This is a genomic window from Rhodococcus sp. 06-470-2 (assembly GCF_002258235.1).
Lineage (GTDB): Bacteria > Actinomycetota > Actinomycetes > Mycobacteriales > Mycobacteriaceae > Rhodococcoides.
In genome coordinates this window covers 64,130-87,312 of the sequence record NZ_NOYB01000047.1, presented here as the reverse complement: position 1 = coordinate 87,312, position 23,183 = coordinate 64,130, and the positions used below count along the sequence as shown (strand labels likewise).

Below are 23,183 nucleotides of genomic sequence, written 5' to 3'. Positions count from 1 at the left end.
ATCCACGTGCACAACCGGCGAACTCGGCATTCGTCACGACGACGCGATCACCGACTCCGCCCGTTCGATCAACGATGCCAGAGCGGCGGTCAGCCCCTCCGCACCGAGGGCGGGCAAGATACCCGGAATCAGTGCCGACAGCGTGACCGTCACCAGAGCCTGCGGCTTCATCGCAGAGCCCATCGTTGCCGACATCTGCGCCAGTTTGGCGTGCAGAGCAGCGAAATCGACCGTTGTCGATTCGTGTTCGATGGCCACCGCATCGGGTGCGACGGTCGCTGCCCGGGCAACCAGTTCGGGCAGATCGTCCACCGTCTTGGGTTTGGTTCGCGGTGCGAACTCCGCCTTCTCCTCGTCGGAGAGGATGTCGATCGACCGCAGCACCACGTCCGGATCCGACACGACGGCGTTCAGAATTCGCAGCAACCGATCGGCGAAGGTCGCGATCGACGACTCGTCGAGGATCGCCGTTGCGTAGGTGAACGTCGCCTCGATGTCGCGCAGTGCCCCGGTGTCGTCGAATCGTTCGACGGCGGTCAGCTGCAGATCGAACTTGGCCTGGTCCTCGCCCGCGGGCAAGGCCTGCACCTGCAGACCCGGCAGCTCGAACGTTCCGGTCACGTGGTTCTGGAACGTCAACATCGCCTGGAACAGCGGAGTGTAGGCACTCGATCGCGCCCGGCCCAGTGCGTCGACGAGTCGCTCGAAGGGGACGTCAGCGTGACCGAACGCCGCCAGATCCTTGTCCTTGGCCTGCTGCAACAGCTCGACGAACGTACCGCTCTGGTTCAGTCGAGTGCGCAACACGAGCGTGTTGACGAACATGCCGACGAGCTCGTCGAGTTGCTGTTCGCCGCGACCTGCAGTGGGTGTGCCGATGCTGATGTCGGATGAGTTGCTCAGCCTCGAGAGCAGCACGGCGAAGGCGCTGTGCACCACCATGAACGTCGTCGCGGAGTGTTCGCGAGCGATCTTCTCGATCGCCGATGCGATGTCGGTGCCGAACGAGAAATCGTACGAGGCACCCTGCATCGTCGGGCGAGGCGGCCGCGGTCGATCCAGCGGGAGCGCCAACTGTTCCGGTGCTCCCGCCAACTCGGTCGTCCAGTACGCGAGCTGCTTCGCGAGCGGACTGTCGGGATCGCTCTCGCTGCCGAGCACCTCACGCTGCCACAGCGCGAAGTCGGCGTACTGGACCGGTAGCGGCGTCCATGCCGGCATCTCCCCCGCAACCCGAGCGGTGTAGGCCACCATGACATCCCGGATCAGCGGACCCATCGAGAAGCCGTCGGCGGCGATGTGGTGGGCCACCACGGCCAGTACGTGTTCGTTCTCGCCGACCTGCAGCAGAGCAGCCCGCACCGGAACCGACTTCGTGACGTCGAACCCGGCACCGAGGGTTTCGATCAGGCGGGAGATCACCGCATCCGGTTCCACCTGCTCGGGCGTCAGCTCGATTCCTACCTCGGCGACGGAACCGATCTGCTGGACCGGCCCGTCCACCGAGTCGGGGTACGCCGTGCGCAGAATCTCGTGGCGTCCGAGAACGTCGTCGAATGCCCCGCGCAGGGAGTCGATGTCGAGCTCGCCGGTCAACCGGACCGCGACCGGGATGTTGTAGGCCGAGGAACCGGGGTCGATCCGGTTGATCGTCCACATTCTTTCCTGAGCGATCGAGAGCGGAAGCAGATCGGGTCGCTCTCGGACGGTCAGTTCTCGGCGCGCACCGCCACCGACGAGCGGGGCGATGTGGGCGGCCAGGCCCGCGACGGTGGACGCCGCGAACACTGCTCGCACCGGAATCTGAGCGTCGAGCGCCTGACCCAACCTCGAGACCAATTGTGTTGCGACCAATGAGTTTCCACCGAGCGCGAAGAAGTCGTCGTCGAGTCCGGCGCGGTCGAGGCCGAGCAGTTCCGCCACGGTGGACGCGACGATCTCCTCGATCGGAGTGACCGGGGCCCGGAACTCGGCAACCTCGAACTGCGGTGCCGGAAGGGCCCGTCGATCCAGTTTGCCGTTTGCGTTGAGCGGCAGGGCATCGAGGACGACGAACGCTGCCGGAACCATGTACGACGGCACGGCGCGAGCGAGTTCGGCTTCGACACTCGCCACGTCGAGTACCGCCCCGGACTGCCCGACGACGTAGGCGACCAGCTGATCCCCCATCGATTCGCCGCTGTGCACCACGACGGCGGTGTCGGCCACCGTTGTCTGAGCGCGCAGGGCTGCCTCGATCTCACCGAGTTCGATGCGGAATCCGCGGATCTTGACCTGGAAGTCGGCACGCTCGATGTACTCGAGGCGGGCCGCTGCCGGTTCGCCGTCGACGAGCGGAACCCGCCACCGCACGAGATCGCCCGTGCGATACATCCGCGTTCCGTTCGCGTCGAACGGATTGGCCACGAACCGTTCCGCGGTGAGGTCTGCTCGCCCGAAGTATCCCCGCGCGAGTTGCGTGCCCGCGAGGTAGAGCTCTCCGGTGACCCCGGCCGGAACCGGATGCAGGCGAGAGTCCAGCACGAACACGGCGGTGTTGGCCTCGGGCACGCCGATCGGCACGGCGACGGTGTCGGCATCGGTGACCGGATGCGAGGTCACCGACACCGCTGCCTCGGTCGGGCCGTAGAGATTGTGCAGCTCGGCAGAACCGTTGTGCCGCCGGAAATCCTGCGCAACCGCCGCGGGTAGCGCTTCGCCGATGGCCAGGACGCGTCGCAGATCGGGTGACAGTTCGCCCGCGGCAACGGTGCCGAGCATCGACAACATCGACGGGACCAGATGCAACGTCGTCACCGAGTGTCGACGGACCAGCGTGAGCAGGTAATCGGGATCGCGATGCCCCTCCGGATTCGCGACGACGAGTCGTCCACCCGAGGTCAGCTGCGACCAGAACTCCCACACCGACAGGTCGAACGTCGCTGCGGTCTTGAGCAGCGCCGCATCGGTCTCGTCGAGGCCGTACTCCGCACGCAACCAGTTCAACTGGTTGACGACGGCACCGTGCGAGACCGCAACGCCCTTGGGGCGTCCGGTGGAGCCGGACGTGAAGATGACGTAAGCGGTGTTGTCGGCGGAAAGCACACCCGAGCGCTCCGAGGCATCCACCGGCGCGGGCGAGAAGCTCGCGAGATCGAGCTGTGTCAGATCGACGACCGTGGCTGCAGAGGAGATCTCCGGACCGACGGCACCGGATGTCAGCACGCACAGCGGAGCTGCGGTCTCCAACACGAGCGCGTTGCGCTCGGCCGGCTGATCCGGATCGATCGGGACGTAGGCACCACCGGCCACGGAGATGGCGTACATGCCCACGAGCAGATCCACCGATCGCCGAATGGCAAGCCCCACCGGCACTTCGGGTCCGACGCCCAGGCCGATCAGGTGGCGGGCCAGACGCGAGACCCGTTCGGAGAACTCACCGTACGTCAGCGTCCCGTCGTCGTGCACGAGTGCAACGGCGTCACCGTTGCGCGCTGCCGAGTCCACGAACAGATCGGCGAGCGTGGTGCCGTCTGCGGAATCGAAGTCGCGGTCGGTGTCGTTCCACTCGTCGACGATGGCGGGCAGCTCACCGCCGAGGAACAGATCGAGATCGCCGACCGGCGTCGACGGGGACGCCGCGACGGCGTCGAGAACGGCCTCGAACCGGGCGACGAGCGAGCGAGCGGTGCGCTCGTCGAACAGATCGGTCGCGTACGTCAACAAGGCATCGAAGCCGCCCGACACCTCGTCCTCGCGCGGGGCGTCCGAGACGATCAGGTGCAGGTCGAACTGCGACGTCCCGGTCTCGGTGTCCAGTGCCGAGATGTCCAGTCCGTCGAGCTCGAATTCTCGGCGAGCGAAGTTCTGGAACGAGAAGCCGACCTGGAACAGCGGGTGACGCGCCGTCGACCGGGTGGGGTTGACCACCTCGACGAGCCGCTCGAACGGTATGTCGGAGTTGGCGAACGCCTGCAGGTCGGTCTCTCGAGCCGCGTCGAGAAGGTCCTCGAAGCTCTCTCCCCCCTCGACGTCGAGCCGCAGCACCAACGTGTTGACGAACATGCCGACGAGGTTTTCGATGGCCGCTTCACCGCGACCCGCGATGGGGGTTCCGACGACGATGTCCGGCGATCCCGATATACGCGAGAGCAGGACGGCGAACGCCGCGTGCACCGCCATGAACACCGTCGCGTTGTGCGCACGTGCCAGTTCGGTCAGTCGAGCGTGCGCGGCTGCGTCGATCCGGAAATCGATACGGCCGCCCCGGAAGGTCTGCTCGGCGGGACGCGGACGATCCAGCGGAAGTTCGATCTGCTCGGGCAGCTCGGCCAGCGCAGCTTCCCAGTACCGAATCTGCTGCGCAGCAATCGATTCCGAGTCCTCCTCGGATCCGAGGACCTGGCGCTGCCACAGTGCGTAATCGGCGTACTGCACCGGCAGCGGCGCCCACGCGGGATCGGAGCCGCGGGTGCGAGCGGCATATGCGGTCATGACGTCTGTGGACAACGGCATCACCGACAGACCGTCGGCGCTGATGTGGTGGATGACCATTCCGAGTACGAACTCGGTGTCCGAGACCCGGAAGAGCGCGGTCTTCAGCGGAACTCGGGTCGTGACGTCGAAGGTCGCCGACAGAAGTTCCAGAACCCGAGCGGTCACCGACTCCGCGTCGGTGTCGATCACCTCGAGTGTGGTCGGCACCTCCGACATCGGCACGATCACCTGGTGTGGGCCTTCGGGTGAATCCGGGTACACCGATCGCAGAGTTTCGTGACGCTCGATCACGTGGGAGACGGCACGCTGCAACGCGTCGACGTCGAGGCGTCCGCTGAGCCGAAGCGCGAACGGGATGTTGTACGCCGTGGACTCGGAGTCGAAGCGGTTGAGGAACCACATCCGCTGCTGTGCGAGCGAGAGCGGCACTCGGCTCGGTCGCGTCGATGCCACCAGCGCCGGACGCGCAGCTGCGCCCGAACCCTGCTCGACCCGCGCTGCCAGAGCAGCGACCGTCGGGGCCTCGAACAGCGCGCGGACGGGAACGGTCGTCTGCGCTGCAGCACCCAGCCTGGACACCACCTGCGTCGCGACCAGCGAGTTGCCGCCGAGCTCGAAGAAGTCGTCGTCGAGACCGACCCGTTCGATGCCGAGAACGTCGGCGAAGACATCGGCGACCATGCCCTCCACCGGAGTGGTCGGTGGCCGGAACTCACGTGTGCGCGCCGCCGGCTCGGGCAGGGCTCGTCGGTCCAGTTTTCCGTTGGCGGTCAAGGGAATCGCGTCGAGAACCACGAACGCCGAGGGCACCATGTACTCGGGAAGATTCTCCCCGACCGCTGCCCTGACGACGTCGATGTCGATCGTCGACTCGGCCGCGGGCACGACGTACGCAACCAGGCGTGCGGCACCGGGAGTGTCCTCGCGCACGATCACCGCTGCCTGCCCGACGGCGGGAGCGGATGCGACGGCGGATTCGACCTCGCCCAGCTCGATGCGGAAACCACGGATCTTGACCTGGTCGTCGGCGCGACCGACGAACTCGAGTTCGCCGTCGGTGGACCACCGTGCCACGTCGCCGGTGCGGTAGAGCACCGATCCGTCGCCTGCGAAAGGATCGGCGACGAACCTCGTCGCGCTCAACCCGGCGCGACCGAGATACCCGCGCGCGACCTGACCACCGGAGACGTACATCTCCCCCGGTACACCTGCGGGTACCGGCGACAGCCGTGAATCCAGTACGTACACCGACAGTCCGGAGATGGCGCGTCCCACAAGGGATCCCGATGCCTGCGCCGCGGACCGCGCGTCCACGACACGGTGCGAGACGTGCACCGTGGTTTCGGTGATGCCGTACATGTTGACCAGTTGCGGGGAATCGTCGCCGTGACGCTCGAACCAACCGGTGAGTCGTCGCAGTTCCAACGCCTCACCACCGAACACGATGTACCGCAACGAATAGTCGTCTGCCGAGCCAGCGGTGCGATCGACCTGATCGAGCTGGTAGAAGGCGGACGGAGTCTGGTTGAGAACGGTGACACGCTCACGAACGAGCAACTCCCGCAATGCTTCCGGCGACCGGGAGGTGAAGTAGTCGACCACGACGACGCTACCGCCGGTGGTCAGCGGGCCCCAGAGTTCCCACACCGAGAAGTCGAACGCGAACGAGTGGAACAGCGTCCACACGTCGTGTCGACCGAAATCGAAGTGCCGAGCCGTGTTCGCCAACAACCGTACGACGTTGCGATGCGGGATCAGAACGCCCTTCGGCTTGCCCGTCGAGCCCGAGGTGTAGATGACGTACGCCGTCGATGCCGCGGACGCCGGAACCGGATCGGCCGACGCCCCGTCGCCCTCTGCCGGGGCCGTGTCGATATCGATCCTGGGAAGCGCTGCGGGGAGCGCCACCTCCACACCGGTCCACGTCAGGACGGCCACCGGACGAGAATCGGTGAGGACGAATTCGATGCGGTCCGCCGGGTAGGACGGATCGATCGGTACGTAGGCACCCCCGGCTTTGAGCACCGCGAGCAGTGCCACGACGAGATCGGCGGTGCGCGGCAGCACGACGGCCACCAACGACTCCGGCCCTACTCCCTGAGCGGCGAGGACTCTCGCCAACGCAGTCGAGGACTCGTCGATCTCTCGGTAACTTCTGTGAGCACCCTCGAACACCACTGCCGGAGCGTCGGGGTCCTCGGCCACCCGAGCGGCGAACAGATCGACGATCGTGTCGAGCGAATCGGCGACGGCAGGCGCGTCCTGGGCGAGCGCGAGCACCCGGCCGCGTTCGGCTTCGTCCATCACCGGGAGGTCGCCGATTCGCTGACCCGGATCGCCGGCGACGGACTCGAGGACGCGGATCAGGCGTTCACCGAGTGCACGTGCCGTGCTGTCGTCGTACAGGTCGCGGGCGAAGGTGACGTCGATGGTCATGCCGCCGTCGACGTGGTTCTCGGTGAAGGTGAACTGAACGTCGAACTTGGCCGTCTCGACGTCGAGGTCGACTGCGCGCACGCTCAGGCCGGGGAGTTCGAGCTCGGTCTGCTCCATGTTCTGCACGGTGAGCATCACCTGGACGAGCGGGTGACGAGCAGCCGACCGCGGTGGGTCGAGTACCTCGACGAGCCGCTCGAACGGCACCTCGGCGTGGGCGAACGCCGACAGGTCCGTCTCGCGTGCCCGAGCCAGAAGCTCGGTGAACGCGTCGCCGTGATCGATGTCGGTCCGCAGCACCAGTGTGTTGACGAACATTCCGATGACGTCGTCGAGGGCTGCCTCACCGCGCCCTGCGACCGGGGTTCCGATCGCGATGTCGGTCTCACCGGACAGTCGGGCCAGCAGCACGGCGAGCGAGGAGTGCAACACCATGAACAGCGAGCTCTGGTTGGCGCGCGCCACGTCGCCGAGGCGGCCGTGCGTCTCGGCGTCGAGGGCGAGCGTGATGTTGCCGCCGCGGTACGACGACCGATCCGGGCGGACACGATCGCCGGGGAAGGTGACCTCGTCCGGCAGCGAAGCGAGTGCCCGAGTCCAGTGCCGAATCTGGTTCGAGACCGGTGACGTCGGATCGTCCTCGGAACCGAGGACGGCCTGCTGCCAGAGGGTGTAGTCGACGTAGCGGACGGCGAGTGGAGTCCAACCGGGCTCGGTGCCCGCGCTACGGGCTGCGTACGCAACCATCAGATCCCGAGTCATGGGACCGATCGAGAAGCCGTCCGCAGCGATGTGGTGGGTGACGAACGCGAGAACGTGGCGGTCCGAGTCGAGCTCGAACAACGCCGCACGCAACGGCGGCGCAGCGGTGACGTCGAACCCGCCCATGGCCAGCGCCGCCAGGGCCGACGGCAGTTCGGCGGTGGTGGTCGCAGTCGGCACCAGATCCGGCGTCACCTGTTCCGTAGGAACGATCACCTGAGAGGCGACGCCGTCGACCTCCGGGTAGACCGTTCGCAGGGACTCGTGTCGCTCGACCACGTCGGCCACTGCCGCGCGCAGAGCGGCAATGTCGAGATCGCCGCTGAGCTCGATGGCGACAGGGAGGTTCTCCGTCGCGGATTCGGGGTCGAACCGATTGAGGAACCACATCCGGCGCTGCGCGAGCGAGAGCGGTACCAGGTCCGGTAGATCGGTGCGCACCAGAGGAATCCGACGGCCCGAACCCGAGAGCTCGTCGAGCTTGGCCGCCAGTGCGGACACGGTCGAGGCCTCGAAGATCGTCCGGACGGTCACGGTGGTGTCGAGTGCCGCGCCGATTCTCGACGCGACTCTCGTGGCGACGAGGGAGTTGCCGCCGAGAGCGAAGAACTCGTCGTCGGCACCGACGACATCGATACCGAGAACATCGCGGAACACCTCTGCCACAACGATTTCCGATGTGGTGGACGGCGCGCGGAATGGGCGCTGCTCGATGTTCGGCTCCGGCAGAGCGCGACGATCGAGCTTGCCGTTGGGCGTGAGCGGCAGTGCGTCGAGCACGACGGTCGCGGCCGGAACCATGTAGCTCGCGAGCGAGCGCGACGCGAAGTCGGCCAGCTCGGCGACGTCGACGGTCCCGCCGACCGCGGGTACCACGTAGGCGACCAGCTGGTCGCCCGCGGCAGCGGTCTGCCGAACCAGAACGACGGCGGATTCCACGGACGGGTGTCTGCGCAACACGGTCTCGATCTCGCCGAGTTCGATGCGCAGTCCACGCAGCTTGACCTGGAAGTCGGTGCGGCCCAGGTACTCCAGCCGTCCCGAACCCGAGGACACTGCACGCCAGCGCACCAGGTCACCGGTGCGGTACATGCGAGTACCCGGTTCTCCGAACGGGTCGGGAAGGAACCGATCGGCCGTCAGGTCCGTCCGTCCGAGATAGCCGCGCGCCAGCTGAACCCCGGCGAGGTACAGCTCGCCCGCCACCCCGGGAGCGACCGGAGACAGTCGAGCGTCGAGAACATACGTTCTGGTGTTCCACACCGGCACACCGATCGGAACGAGGTCGACGTCCGCCTCCGTCACCGCGTGATAGGTGACGTCGACCGCAGCCTCGGTTGGACCGTAGAGGTTGTGCAGCGCCACGCCCGGCAGGACGCGTCGGAGCCGGTCGCCGACCTCGGCGGGCAGCGCCTCCCCGGACGCGAACAGAGTCCGCAGAGAGGTGGTCGCAGGCGACGGTGCCGCGGCCACGACGGAGACGAAGACCTCGAGCAGCGACGGTACGAAGTGTGCCGTGGTGACGGACTGCGCCTCGATCGTCTCGAGCAGGTACTGCGGATCACGATGGCCCTCGGGCTTCGCGATGACCAGCGTGGCACCGATCTGCAACGGCCAGAACAGTTCCCATACCGACACGTCGAACGTGACAGGGGTCTTCTGCAGCACGACGTCGTCGGTGGCGAGCTCGTACTCCGACTGCATCCACAGCAGGCGGTTGACGATCGCCTCGTGCGTGACGGCCACACCCTTGGGCTGGCCGGTCGAACCCGATGTGAAGATGACGTAGGCGGTGTTCGACGGTGCCAGCGCACGGATTCGGTCCGCGTCGGTGATCGGCGTATCGGAGAAGCCGGACAGATCGAGGGTGTCGATATCGATGACCTCGACGCCGTCGGCCGCCACCTCGTCGCGCGACGTGGTCAGCACGCAGACCGGTGCCGCGGTTCCGAGAATGTGCGCGATCCGCTCGGCCGGCTGGTCCGGATCGATCGGAACGTACGCACCACCGGCGGCGATGATCGCATGAATTCCGACGAGCAGTTCCACCGAGCGACGGGCAGCGATGCCCACCGCGCTCTCGGGTCCGACACCGCGGGCGATCAGGAACCGAGCCAGGCGGGCGACCCGCTCCTGGAATTCGCCGTGAGTGAGCGTGTCGTCTCCGAAAACCAGTGCAGGAGAGGCCGAATCGACCTGCCCGGCGAGCGAGGCCAATGTCTGGGCCCGGTCGAGCTCGTGCTCGGTGTCGTTCCAGTCGACCAGCACCCGCCTGCGTTCGACGGGCTCGAGCAATTCGATGTCGCCGACCACGGTCGAGAGGTTGCCCGCGACGGCTTCGAGAACTGTGATCAGGCGATCGCCGAGCGCGACGACCGTGGCCTCGTCGAAGAGATCGGTGGCGTAGGTGACGTCGACGGTCATGCCCTGCGGAGCGCCGCTGGGTCCGATCGACTCGACGAACGTGAACTGCAGATCGAACAGCGCGACCAGCGTCTCGAAGTCGACACCCGAGACCGACAGTCCGGGCAGTTCGAGATCCTTCTGTCCCAGGTTCTGGAACGCGAGCACCACCTGCACGAGGGGATGACGAGCCGTGGATCGGGCGGGGTTCAGGATTTCGACGAGACGCTCGAACGGTACGTCCACGTGGGCCAGGGCCGACAGGTCGGTCTCGCGGGTGTCGGCGAGCACCTGGTCGAATCGACGCGAGGTGTCGATCTCGGTGCGCAACACCAGGGTGTTGACGAACATGCCGATCAAGTCGTCCAGGGCGGCCTCGCCACGACCGGCGACCGGGGTGCCGATCGCGATGTCGGCTTCGCCGGACAACCGCGACAGCAGTACGGCCAACGATGTGTGCACCACCATGAACAGCGATGCGTTCTCTGCTCTGGCGGCATCGATCAGTGCGCGGTGCAGATCCTCGTCGATGGAGAACCGCACGAGCGCACCACTGTTGGATGCCACCACGGGCCTCGGGCGATCGGACGGCACGTCGAGCTGGTCCGGCAGGCCGGCCAGAGCGGTTGTCCAGTAGTCGATCTGCTGCGACACGACCGACTGCGGATCGTCCTCGGAACCGAGTACTTCGCGCTGCCAGAGGCTGTAATCGGCATAGTCGACCGGCAGCGGAGACCAGAAGGGCTCCTGGTTCAGCGAGCGAGCCGCGTACGCGTTCATCACGTCTCGGGTGAGCGGGCCCAGCGAGAATCCGTCGGCCGCGATGTGGTGGACGACGAAAACCAACAGGTGCTCGGTTGGGCTGACCTCGAAGAGTCTGGTCCGGAAGGGCAGGTCCTTCGACAGGTCGAATCCGGTGGTCGCCAGATCTCGCAACGCGCCCGCGACATCGTGGGCGGCGATCTCGATGGGCGTCAGATCCGGTGTGGCCGATGCTGCGTCGACGATGACCTGATGAGCGGTTCCGTCGGTCTCCGGGAACACCGTGCGCAGGGACTGCTGCCGGGCCACGACGTCCGCGACCGCGATCTGCATGGCGCGACGGTCCAGCAGACCGGACAGTCGCACGGCGATCGGAATGTTGTTGGCCGCGGATTCGACGTCGAACTTGTTGAGGAACCACATACGCTGCTGCGCCAGAGACAACGGAATATGTTGCGGCCGTTGTTGAGGCACCAGCGGTGGACGGCTTCCGGTGGCGACCAGTGTGCCCAACCGCGCGGCCAGATCGGCCACCGTCGAGGTGTCGAAGAGCTCTCGCACCGCGATTCGGGTGTCCATGGCGACACCCAGTCGCGACACCAGTTGCGTTGCGATGAGGGAGTTTCCACCGAGATCGAAGAAGTCGTCGTCCAGACCGACACGCTCGAGTCCGAGGACCTGGGCGAAGACCTCGGCAACGGTCCGTTCGATGTCGTTGGTCGGTTCCCGGTACTCGGTCACCTCGAAAGCGGGATCGGGCAGGGCCTTGCGGTCGAGCTTTCCACTCGCTCCGAGCGGGAATTCCTCGAGCACGATCAGCGTCGACGGCACCATGTACTCCGCCAGTCGAGACCGCAGCGCGCCGAGGACTGCCCCGGTCTCCACCGAGGCACCGGACGGCACGACGTACCCGACGAGTTGCTCGTGGCGGACCACCACGACCGCCTGGGAGATCGAGCGTTGCGCCAACAGTGCCGATTCGATCTCGCCGAGTTCGATGCGCAGGCCGCGCAGCTTCACCTGGAAGTCCGACCGACCGACGTATTCCAGTTCGCCGTTGCGGTTCCACCGCACGACATCGCCGGTGCGATAGAGGCGTCGGCCGCCCGTTGCGAACGGATGGGCCACGAAGCGGTCCGCGGTCAGGTCCGACCGTCCCACATAGCCACGTGCCAGCTGAGTACCCGCGAGATAGAGCTCACCTGCGACACCGACGGGAGTGGGATTCAGTCGCGAATCGAGCACGTAGACAGAGGTGTTCCACACCGGCGCACCGATGGGCATGACTTCCGAGTCCTCGTCCGTGACCGCGTGATAGGTCACGTCGACCGCAGCCTCGGTCGGGCCGTACAGGTTGTGCAACTCCACTCCCGCGATTGCCCGCCGTAGCGCGCGGGCCGTGGTGGGAGCCAACGCCTCACCGGATGCGAACACCAACCGCAGCGAGGCACCCGACGCTCGGCGTCGCTCCACCTCGGGTACGAACACCGACATCATCGACGGCACGAAGTGCACCACCGACACATGCTCACGAGCAATCACATCGAGCAGATACAACGCATCCCGATGACCATCCGGAACAGCGATGGCCACCGACGCCCCGTTCTGCAACGCCCAGAAGAACTCCCACACCGACACATCGAACGTCGACGGAGTCTTCTGCAACACCACATCCCCGGCGCTCAACCCGTACTCGTGCTGCATCCACAACAACCGATTCACGATCGCCGCGTGCGACACCCCCACACCCTTCGGACGACCCGTCGAACCCGACGTGAAGATCACATACGCGAGATTCGACGCACGCAACGGAGCCGTGCGCTCGGCATCGGACAACGGCAACGGCGACAGACCCGACACATCGACAGCGTCGATATCGACCGTCTCGACCCCCGCGAACTCCACATGATCACGCGTCGTCGACAACACCCGAACCGGAGCCGCCGTCGCCACGATGTACTCGTTACGATCCACCGGCTGCGACGGATCGATCGGCACGTACCCCGCACCGGCCTTCACGATCGCATACATACCCACGAACAGGTCCAGACTCCGCCCGATCGCGAGCCCCACCAGCGAATCAGGACCAACCCCCACCGACACCAGAAGTCGCGCAAGACGATTCGCACGCCCCGCGAACTCCGCATACGTCAACCGCTCACCCTCGAACACCAACGCCTGCGCATCCGGAGTCTCGGCCACCTGACGATCGAACAGGTCGACCAGCGTCACCTGGTCCGGTACCTCGTGTTCGGTGCGGTTCCACGCTGTCACGACTCGGTCGCGCTCGCCGTCGTCGAGAAGGTCGATGTCTCCCACCGACAGCGAGGGATCTGCCACCACGGCACCGAGTATCCGCACGAAACGTTCGGAGAACCCTCTCACCGTCGCGGCGTCGAACAGGTCGGTCGCGTAGGTCAACTCGGCGGCCATGCCCTGCCCGCGACCGTCCACTCCGATGGACTCGGTGACGGTCAACTGCAGGTCGAACTTCGCCACCTCGGCATCGAGAGCGACGCTGTCCACCGACAGACCCGGTAGGTCCACGTGCGTGCGGGTGAGGTTCTCGAACGAGAGCATCACCTGGAACAGGGGGTGCCGCGCCTGCGATCGGGACGGATTGAGCACCTCGACCAAACGCTCGAACGGCAGATCGGCATGTCCGAACGCGCCGAGCGCCACTTCGCGGGCGCGCCCGATCTGCTCCGAGAACGTCCGACCCGACTCGATGTCGGTGCGCAACACGAGGGTGTTGACGAACATGCCGACCACGTCGTCGAGGGCTGCGTCGCCACGGCCTGCGACCGGGGTACCGATCGCGATGTCCTCGGTACCGGACAGACGCGCGAGCAGCACCGCGAGAGCAGCGTGCACGACCATGAACAGCGAGGCGTTGTGCGTGTGGGCCAGCGAGGACAGTCCCCGATGGACCTCGGCCGGTACGTCGAATCGGATCGACGATCCCTGGTAGGACTGGCGATTCGGGCGCGGCCGATCGGTCGGGAGATCGAGCTGGTCGGGCAGACCGGCTAGCATGTCGGCCCAGTAATCGACCTGACCGGAGATCAGTGATTGCGGATCGTCCTCGGAGCCGAGTACCGAACGTTGCCACAGGCTGTAGTCGGCGTACTGCACCTCCAGCGGCATCCACGCCGGGTTCTCCCACGCGGTGCGCGAGGCGTACGCGATCATGAGGTCGCGCGCCAGCGGACCCATCGACCAGCCGTCGGCCGAGATGTGGTGCACCACCATGGCGATGACGTGTTCGCGAGGACCGATCTCGAACAGGCGTGCCTGAATGGGAACGTTGACCGTCACGTCGAACGTGGTCGATGCCAGCGAGAAGACCTGCCGCTGGATATCGGCCGCGGACGTAGGAACGGGCATCAGGTTCGGCACCGTCTGAGCGGCGTCGAGGATGGACTGCTGCGGGCCCGCTGCGGTGTCCGGGTAGACGGTGCGCAGCGACTCGTGCCGGTCGATCACGTCCATGATCGCCACCTGCAGCGCCGCGACATCGAGTTCGCCGGTCAGTCTCAGTGCGAACGGAATGTTGTACGCGGTGGAGTCGGCGTCGAATCGATTGAGGAACCACATCCGCTGCTGCGCGAGCGAGAGCGGGATTCGCTCGGGCCGCACGGTCGCGACGAGCGCGATGCGGCCACCTTCTCCTGCGGCCTGCTCCACCCGTACTGCGAGCAACGCCACGGTCGATGCCTCGAACAGCATGCGCACCGGCACGGTGGCATCGAGAGCAACTCCCAGGCGCGAGACCACCTGGGTGGCGATCAGCGAATTACCGCCGAGCTCGAAGAAGTCGTCGTCCAGACCCACACGCTCGACTCCGAGGACGTCGGCGAAGACGTCGGCGACGATCTCCTCGATCGGTGTCGTCGGAGCACGGAACTCGCGCACCTCGAACACCGGAGCCGGCAGTGCCCGGCGATCGAGCTTGCCGTTGACGGTCAGCGGGATCGCGTCGAGCACCACGAAGGCCGACGGCACCATGTACTCCGGAAGCATCTCTGCGATACCGGTTCTGATGTCCTCGATATCGACGATCGGCCGACCGTCGACCGCAGCGGACACCACGTAGGCGACGAGCCGAGCTGCACCGGGAGAGTCCTCACGAACGATCACGGCGGCCTGGGTGACGGTCGGCTGCGCGGTCACCGCTGCCTCCACCTCGCCCAGCTCGATGCGGAATCCCCGGACCTTGACCTGATCGTCCGAACGACCGAGGTACTCGAGCTCGCCTGCAGCGTTCCACTGTGCGAGGTCACCGGTCCGGTACAGCAACGACCCCTCGTCGGCTCCCGACGCGAACGGGTTCGCCACGAAGCGAACCGATGTCAGTTCTCGGCGACCGAGATAACCACGGGCCAATTGTCCACCGGCAACGTACATTTCGCCGGGAACCCCGACCGGAACCGGATGCAGGCGGGTGTCCAGCACGAACACCCGCAGTCCGGCGATCGGCTTGCCGACCACCGACGCACTGCTCTCGACGGACGCGGCGTCGAGCGCTCGGTAGGACACGTGCACGGTCGTCTCGGTGATGCCGTACATGTTGACGAGCTGGGGCGCACGGTGACCGTGCCGCTCGAACCACCCGGTCAGCCGTCGTTGTTCGAGGGCTTCACCACCGAAGATCACATAGCGCAGCGACAGTTCGCCGTGCTCGGTTGCCGTGGTGCGATCGGCCTCGGAGAGTTGATAGAACGCCGAGGGTGTCTGGTTGAGCACCGTGACCTGCTCGTCGACGAGCAGCCGGTGGAATGCCTCCGGCGATCGCGAGGTGAAGTAGTCGACGACGACCAACGTGCCGCCGTAGAGCAACGGGCCCCACAGCTCCCACACCGAGAAGTCGAAGGCGTACGAGTGGAACATCGTCCACACGTCGTCGGCGCCGAAGCCGTAGACCGACTCGGTGTTGTCGAGCAGCCGAACGACGTTGCGATGCGGAATCATCACGCCCTTGGGCTTGCCCGTCGAACCCGAGGTGTAGATGACGTAGGCGACGTTCTCGGGCCGCAGCGGACTCGTCCGGTCACCGTCGGTGACGGGATCGCCGGACACCGACGACAGATCGACGGTGTCGATGTCGAGCAGTGCTGCGCCGGTGCGAATTTCGACCTCGGGCGGAAGTTCCACTCGGTCCGAGCCGGACAGCAGAACGGTTGTCGGCCGCGCGTCGTCGAGCATGTATTCGACTCGGTCGAGTGGGTAGCTGGGGTCGACGGGCAGGTATCCACCGCCGGCTTTGATCACCGCGACGAGCGCGACGACCAGTTCCGCCGAGCGCGGGAGGGCGACGGCGACCAGGCTTTCCGGGCCGACACCGTGGGAGATCAGAACGCGGGCAAGGCGATTGGTGTGAGCGTCGAACTCGGCGTAGGTCATCGACGAGCCGTCGAAGCGAACTGCGACGGCGTCGGGGTGCGCCGCGGCAGCAGCGTCGAGCAGATCCACCAGGGTGAGTTCGCGAGAGACGTCGTCTCCAGAGGCGTTCCACTGCGAGAGCACGGACCGGTGCTCCGCGGCATCGACGATCGTGACGTCGCCGACCGGCACGGTGGCGTCCGTGGTGACCGCATCCAGAATGGCCAGGAAGCGACGCGCGAAACTCTCGACGAGATCTGCGTCGAACAGATCCGTTGCGTACTCGAACACCGCGTCGATACCTGCGGGTGCGCCGTCGTCGAGATGTTCGGTCAGCCACAGCTGTACGTCGAATTTGGCGATGGGTACATCGAATTCGGCGGCTTCGGCGCGCAGGCCACCGACGGTGAGTTCGCGAGACATTGCCGATTCCAGCGAGATCGCGACCTGGAACAGCGGGTGCCGGGACGTCGAACGCACCGGGTTCAGCACCTCGACGAGGCGTTCGAACGGCACGTCTGCGTGCGCGAAGGCGGACAGGTCCGTGTCACGAACGCGCGAGAGGAGTTCCTCGAACGTCAGCGCCGGATCGACTTCGGTGCGCAGTACGAGGGTGTTGACGAACATGCCGACCAGGTCGTCGAGCGCGGGTTCTCCTCGACCGGCCACGGGAGCACCGATGGCGATGTCGGTGGTGCCGCTGAGCCGGGCGAGCAGCAGCGCGTACGCGGACTGCATGACCATGAACAGCGAGGCGTTGTTGGCACGGGCCAGGCTCGCCAGCGAGGCGTGCAGACGAGCCGGAACGTCCACCCGGAGCTTGCTGCCCGCGTTCGAGGACACTGCGGGGCGCGGCCTGCTCGACGGCAAAGTCAGCTGATCGGGTAGATCCTCGAGAGTCGCTCTCCAGTAAGCGATTTCGCGCGACGCCAGCGACAGCGGATCGGTCTCGGGACCGAGTACCGCTCGTTGCCACAATGCGTAGTCGGCGTACTGGACCTCGAGAGGCTTCCACTCGGGGGCGCGTCCCTTGATCCGGCTCGAGTACGCCACCAGCACATCCCGCGCCAGCGGACCGAACGACGCCCCGTCGGCGGCGATGTGGTGCAACACCATCGCGAGTTCGTGCTCGGTCGGTGAGATCTCGAACAGTGCGATGCGGAACGGTGTATCGACCGTGACGTCGAATCCCTTGCCCACCAGTTCGTGCAGGCGACCGCCCAGTTCGTCGCGTTCGACACGGACCGGCAGAATCGTCGCCGGGGTCCGCGCCGCCGTGAGTACGACCTGTTCGGGAGAGCCGTCCACCTCGGGGTAGACGGTACGCAGCGTCTCGTGCCGGTCGACGACGTCGGCGAATGCGGCCGAAAGTGCCACCACGTCGAGCGGCCCGGTCAGACGCACGGAGAACGGCAGGTTGTACACCGCTGTGGTGGGGTCGAAGCGGTTGAGGAACCACATGCGCTGTTGCGCAGGTGAGAGCGGGATACGCTCGGGCCGTTCCCGCGACTCCAGCACCGGGGTGTCCGCCCCGAGCCGAGCCGCCGATTCGGCCCTGGCTGCGAGTGCCCCGACGGTGGGAGCCTCGAACAGCTCACGAACGCCGAGGCGAACTCCGAGAGCGCTGCCCACTCGGGTCACCAACTGCGTGGCGATCAGAGAGTTGCCGCCGAGCTCGAAGAAGTCCTCGTCCAGACCGACCTTGGAGGCCCCGAGCAGATCCTCGTAGATACCGGCGACGACGTACTCCGCACGACTCTGCGGGGCCCGGTACTTCTTCGCACTGCTGAACATCGGTTCCGGCAACGCTTTTCGGTCGAGCTTGCCGCTGGTGTTCAGCGGCAGGGCATCGAGTACGACGACCGCTGCAGGCACCATGTACGACGGTAGGGAGTGACCGGCGAACTCGATCGCCGCGGCGGATTCGATGGATCGTCCCGGGGTCGCGACGACGTACGCCACCAACTGATCACCGGTGACCGTCTGGACCACCAACACCACTGTCTGCGAGATGGATTCGTGGGCGAGCAGAACCGTTTCGATCTCACCGAGCTCGATGCGCTGTCCACGGAACTTGACCTGGAAATCCGTCCGTCCGATGTAGTCCAGCACGCCGTCGCTGCGCCAGCGCACGAGGTCGCCGGTGCGGTACATCCGTTCGCCGCCGGTGCCGAAAGGGTTGGCGACGAAACGATCCGAGCTCAGATCGGGCCTGCCCACGTAGCCGCGCGCCAACTGGACGCCGGCGAGGTACAGCTCTCCCGATTCGCCGATCGGGGTGGGTCGCAGGCGACCGTCGAGAACGAAGGCTTTCGTGTTCCACTCGGGCACACCGATCGGAACGGTGCGGGTGTCCTGCGGGCCGCTGGGGTGATAGGTGACCGAAACGGCGGCTTCGGTGGGGCCGTAGAGATTGTGCAAACCGGCTCGACACATCGAGCGGAACGCCGCCGCGGTCTCGACCGGCAGTGCCTCGCCGATGACGAACACGTGGCGCAGCGAACTGCAGGTGCCCGCGGGCGCGTTGGCCACGAACACCGTCAGCATCGACGGCACGAAATCGGTGACGGTGACTCGATGTTCGGCGATCTTGTCGGCCACGTAGACCGAGTCTCGATGGCCGTCGGGAGTGGCGAGCACCATCGTCGCGCCGACCCGCAGCGGCAAGAAGAAACCCCAGAGCGAGACGTCGAAGGTGGTGGCCGTCTTCTGCAGGTAGACGTCGGAGGCGTCCATCGGATACTCCGAGAGCATCCATTCCATCTGATTGTGGATCGCCGCGTGTTCGACCGCGACACCCTTCGGACGTCCGGTCGAACCGGAGGTGTAGATCACGTATGCGGTATTCGAAAGTCGCAGTGGCGCAGTACGTTCGGCATCCCGAACCGGCTCCGCGGACCTGGACGTGCAGTCAACGAGGTCGACCGCAACCGTCTCGGTTCCCTCGGGCAGCGCAACGTCGTCGCGAGAGGAGATCAGCACGCAGCGCGGCTGCGCGGAGTCCAGAATGTACGCGGTGCGATCGGCAGGGTGGTCGGGGTCGATGGGCACCCAGGCACCGCCGGCCGCCACGATCGCGTACATGCCGACGACGAGGTCGAACGAACGGCGGATCGAGAGTCCGACGAGAGTCTCGGGGCCTACCCCCATGTCGATCAGGTGGCGAGCCAGACCGTTCACCCGCGCCGAGAGTGCGCCGTAGGTGAGCGCTTCCCCCTCGTACACCAGGGCCGTCGCGTCGGGGTGCGCGGCCGCGGCGGCCTCGAAGGCGGACAGCAACGTGCGTGGTTCGGTCGGGTGCTCGGTGGCATTCCACTCCGCCACGACGAGTTCGCGTTCGACACCCTCGGTCAGGGCCAGGTCCCACACCGCGTCCTTCGGCCCCGATGCCACGAACCGGGCGAAGAAATCGACGAACCTCTCGTGGTTCCGACCGGACTGCTCGGGTCCGTACAGATTGGGATTGGACTCGAAGTCGATGTGGGTGGTCGACCCGGCAACACTGGTGTAGAGGTTGAGCCCGAAATCCTCGATGAGGCCGGTCGAGAGAATGTTGATGCCGCCGACCATCGAACCGAGGCGCACCTCGCCGAAGAACAGCATGATGTTGACCCACGGGCCGAAGAACGAGGCCTGGCCGCTGACCGCTCCGGCATCACGCCGAATGTCCTCGTGCCGGTAGCGCTGGTGACGCAGCGCCCCGGAGACCTCGGCGTTGACGCGCGCGAGCAGCGTCTCGACGGTGGTGTCACCCGAGACGTCGAGACGTAGGGGAACGACGTTGGAGACCATGCCGCCGGAGCGGCGCAACACTGCAGTGGTGCGCGCGGTGACCGGGAGTGAGAGCACGACGTCCTCACGTCCGGTCATCTGCGCGAGGTAGGCGGCGAAGCCGGCGATGACGATGGTCGCCATCGTCGTGTCGGTCTCGACACGCAGGGCTTCGAGTCTGTCCATCGTCTCGGCGGACAGAGCTGTGCTGTCGATCTGGCTCGTCGCCGCAGGGGCAGCGGTGTGACCGGCGAGAGTGGTGACTCCGTCGATGCCGTCGATCCGCGAAGCCCAGTACTCACGGTCGGCCTCGAAGCGGCTCGAGTCACGGTAGGCCACGTCGATGTCGTAGACCTTGGTCAGGTCCGATGCGAGATTCTTGCTCGGTTCGGTGCCCTCGACCGCCGCGGTGTAGAGCTCGGCCGCGCGGTTCATGAACGTGACGGCACCGAATCCGTCGAGCACAACGTGATGCACGCGCTCGTACCAGAACCAGACGTCGTCCTCGAGGCGCAGGACGGTCGCGGCGATCAGTCGGTCGCGGAGAATGTCGATGGGCGCGCTGTAGTCGCCGTGCATCCAGGCCAGGGCCGCTGCCCGCGGATCGGCCTCGCCGCGCAGGTCGAGGTAGTTCAGAGAGTCGTCGAGGGTGGGATCGACGACCTGCCGGGGCTCGGCGTCGATCTCGACGATGCGCACGAATCCGGACTGCAGCTCGAGTGCTGCCTGCGAGGACGCTCGACGAAGCAGATCCACATCGAGGTCGCCGTGCAGCTCGATGTACTGGGCGATGTTCGCGGGTACCGAGGGGTCCACATGCTGCGCGAACCACATTCCCAATTGGGCCGGTGACAGTGGGAACGACGAATGCTCAGGACCGCCGACTCCGTCGTCGCGTCCAGCACCTTCCACACCTAGCGGGTCCAATCGAATCCTCTCTTTCCCACAATCACATGCGCCCCCACCGGCTGCCGAATCGGCAGCGATCGGTGGGCACCGAACACATCGAGCAAATTGCCTACGTCGTTCTTTATTTTCTCACCGGAAACAAGTCGAAGTTACCTTTCAGTACATATCCGTGTGTATGCACCGGGTCGTTACAAGTCGGTACCCGATTCGGAGTCGCCCGACACACTCCGACTCCATTCGGCACCCGGTCAATCTACAGGCCCGATAGCGCGGATCCCGTCGGTCGTCATCCCGTCATGTCGAAAGCGGCGATTACCTTGGTCGGCGTGATCCGAACGATCAATTCGCCCGGTACGCCGTTGCGGATGCCGAACTCCTCGGCTCGCTCGCGGCCCATATACCTGGCCGCGATCCCGGTCGCTGTGCGGACCAACTCCGCCGGGTCCTCGTCGACCGACGCAATGCCCTGCACCTGGACGAATCCGTACGGCGGCTCCTCGAGATCGACGGTGAGGACGACGCGGGGATCACGGCGGATCGATTTTCCCTTGGCCGTGTCTCCCCCGGTGTTGAACACGATCGCGTCGCCCTCGACGACGAACCAGATGGGTGCCACCAGTGGCCTTCCGTCGGAGGCGAGGTACCCGAGCTTTCCGGTGCGGGTGCCCGCGGACAGAAACTCGCGTACGCGCGGATCGGTGATCGACGTCATCGCAGTCACGCTACGCGGGTGGTCCGACAGAATCGATCCGTGGCTTCGCCCGGGCCCACCTACACCGCCGCTGCGTGAGTGAGCGCACCGGCGCAGATCGTGGCTCTGATCTCCGTCTCGGCGAGATCGTGCACCGAGCGGTGCACGGGATGCTCGACGAGCACGGCGATGTCCGCCGCATCCCCCACTCGGAGTGGCCCACGGCCACCGCACGCCGCGCGCAGAGCAACCTCGAGGGGTACTGCTTCGTCGAGGTGCCACGGAGGTCGCTCGTCGTCGGTACGGAACACCGCAGCCGCGACTCCCGCCAACGGCTCCGGCGGACTGACCGGCGCGTCGGAACCGAAGAGCAGCCTCGCACCGCTGCGGTGCAACGTTCCGTAGCCGTAGGCCACCGAACGCCGTCCTGCCCACAGATCCTCGGCGATGTCGCGATCGGACATCGCGTGCTGCGGCTGCACCGATGCAGCGACACCCAAGGCGGCGAACCGCGTGATGTCCTCCGGCAGGATCTGCTGAGCATGTTCGATTCGACCACCGCAGCCGGCGCGCTCGAACGCATCGAGCGCGACTGTGTTGGCGCGATCACCGATCGCGTGGACGGCCGACTCGATGCCGCCGCGTGACGCCCGCGCGACGAGATCGAAGAGACTGCCCGGGGTCTCGAGCAACAGCCCGTACGCGTCGTCCCCGTCGATCCCCGGGTATCGATCGTGGCAACACGCGGTTCGGGTGTTGAGCGAACCGTCGAGCATCACCTTGAGCGGGCCGCGTCTGATCAGGTCCGAGTGGGCCGAGACGTCTCCGGTCCGCTCGCCGCGATCGAGTGCCTCGTCGAGCCATTGGGGCCACACCGTCGTGTCGATGCGGACGGCAGGCGAGCCGGCCGTCAACCGTCGATCCCAGACCGTCTTGTTGTCCGCGAACTCGAAATCCACGACGCCGGTGACACCGCGGACCGCCAGTGCTGCGGTCGCGTCGAGCACGGCCCGATCGAGTTCGGCCGGGTCGTCCTGCTCCTCGAGCGCCATGACCGCTTCGAGGCCGTCGACATCGCGGAGCACACCGGTGGGGTGATCGATACCCAGATCGTCGAGCAGCGCCGGGCTCAGCCACAACGTGTGCAGGTCCATGCTCGTCATCGCCACGCGGGCACCGGGCAGCGCATTCTCGAGCAGGTCCTTGTGCGGCTCCTCCGGCCAGTGCGCGTCACGAAAGCCGTTGGCGCGCACCACCGATTCGCCTGCTGTCCGAGCATAGGGATACACCAGTGCGACGGCATCGGCCGCCGACGCCGCGGGCCCGACGTCGATTCGTCGCCGCGCCGCCGCCCACTGTGTCAGGTGCACGTGCGAGTCCACGAACCCGGGCAGCGCCACCCCGCCACCACCGTCGAGTACCTCGTCGCTCGATGCGCGTCGGGTGCCCGCAGGGGTGATCGACGCGATGACCGAGCCCGCGAGTTCGATGTCGACGAGCAGCCCGGAACCATCCAGTGCGACGTTGGCGATAATCACTCCTGGGACTCTAGAGCGTCCTCCGCACGGGCGCGCATGCCATCCTCTAGCGA

At 66.2% G+C, this 23,183-nt stretch carries 3 protein-coding genes; all 3 read right to left on the bottom strand.

The annotated features are described in order from the left end of the window. Positions 1-33: 33 nt before the first annotated feature. On the bottom strand, positions 34-20,904 hold the full coding sequence (locus CH276_RS26920) for a non-ribosomal peptide synthase/polyketide synthase (RefSeq protein ID WP_254924463.1): 20,871 nt from the start codon (positions 20,902-20,904) through the stop codon (positions 34-36). Between the two features lie 283 nt (positions 20,905-21,187). Further along, on the bottom strand, positions 21,188-21,613 hold the full coding sequence (locus tag CH276_RS26915) for a PPOX class F420-dependent oxidoreductase (RefSeq protein ID WP_094632371.1): 426 nt from the start codon (positions 21,611-21,613) through the stop codon (positions 21,188-21,190). Between the two features lie 59 nt (positions 21,614-21,672). Then, entirely contained in the window at positions 21,673-23,130 is a 1,458-nt protein-coding gene (locus CH276_RS26910) for an amidohydrolase (protein ID WP_094632369.1), read from the bottom strand. Positions 23,131-23,183 lie beyond the last annotated feature (53 nt).

Excerpts from the sequence above, each read along its gene's own strand:
- CH276_RS26915 (WP_094632371.1), bottom strand. The coding sequence starts at position 21,613 with ATGACGTCGATCACCGATCCGCGCGTACGCGAGTTTCTGTCCGCGGGC.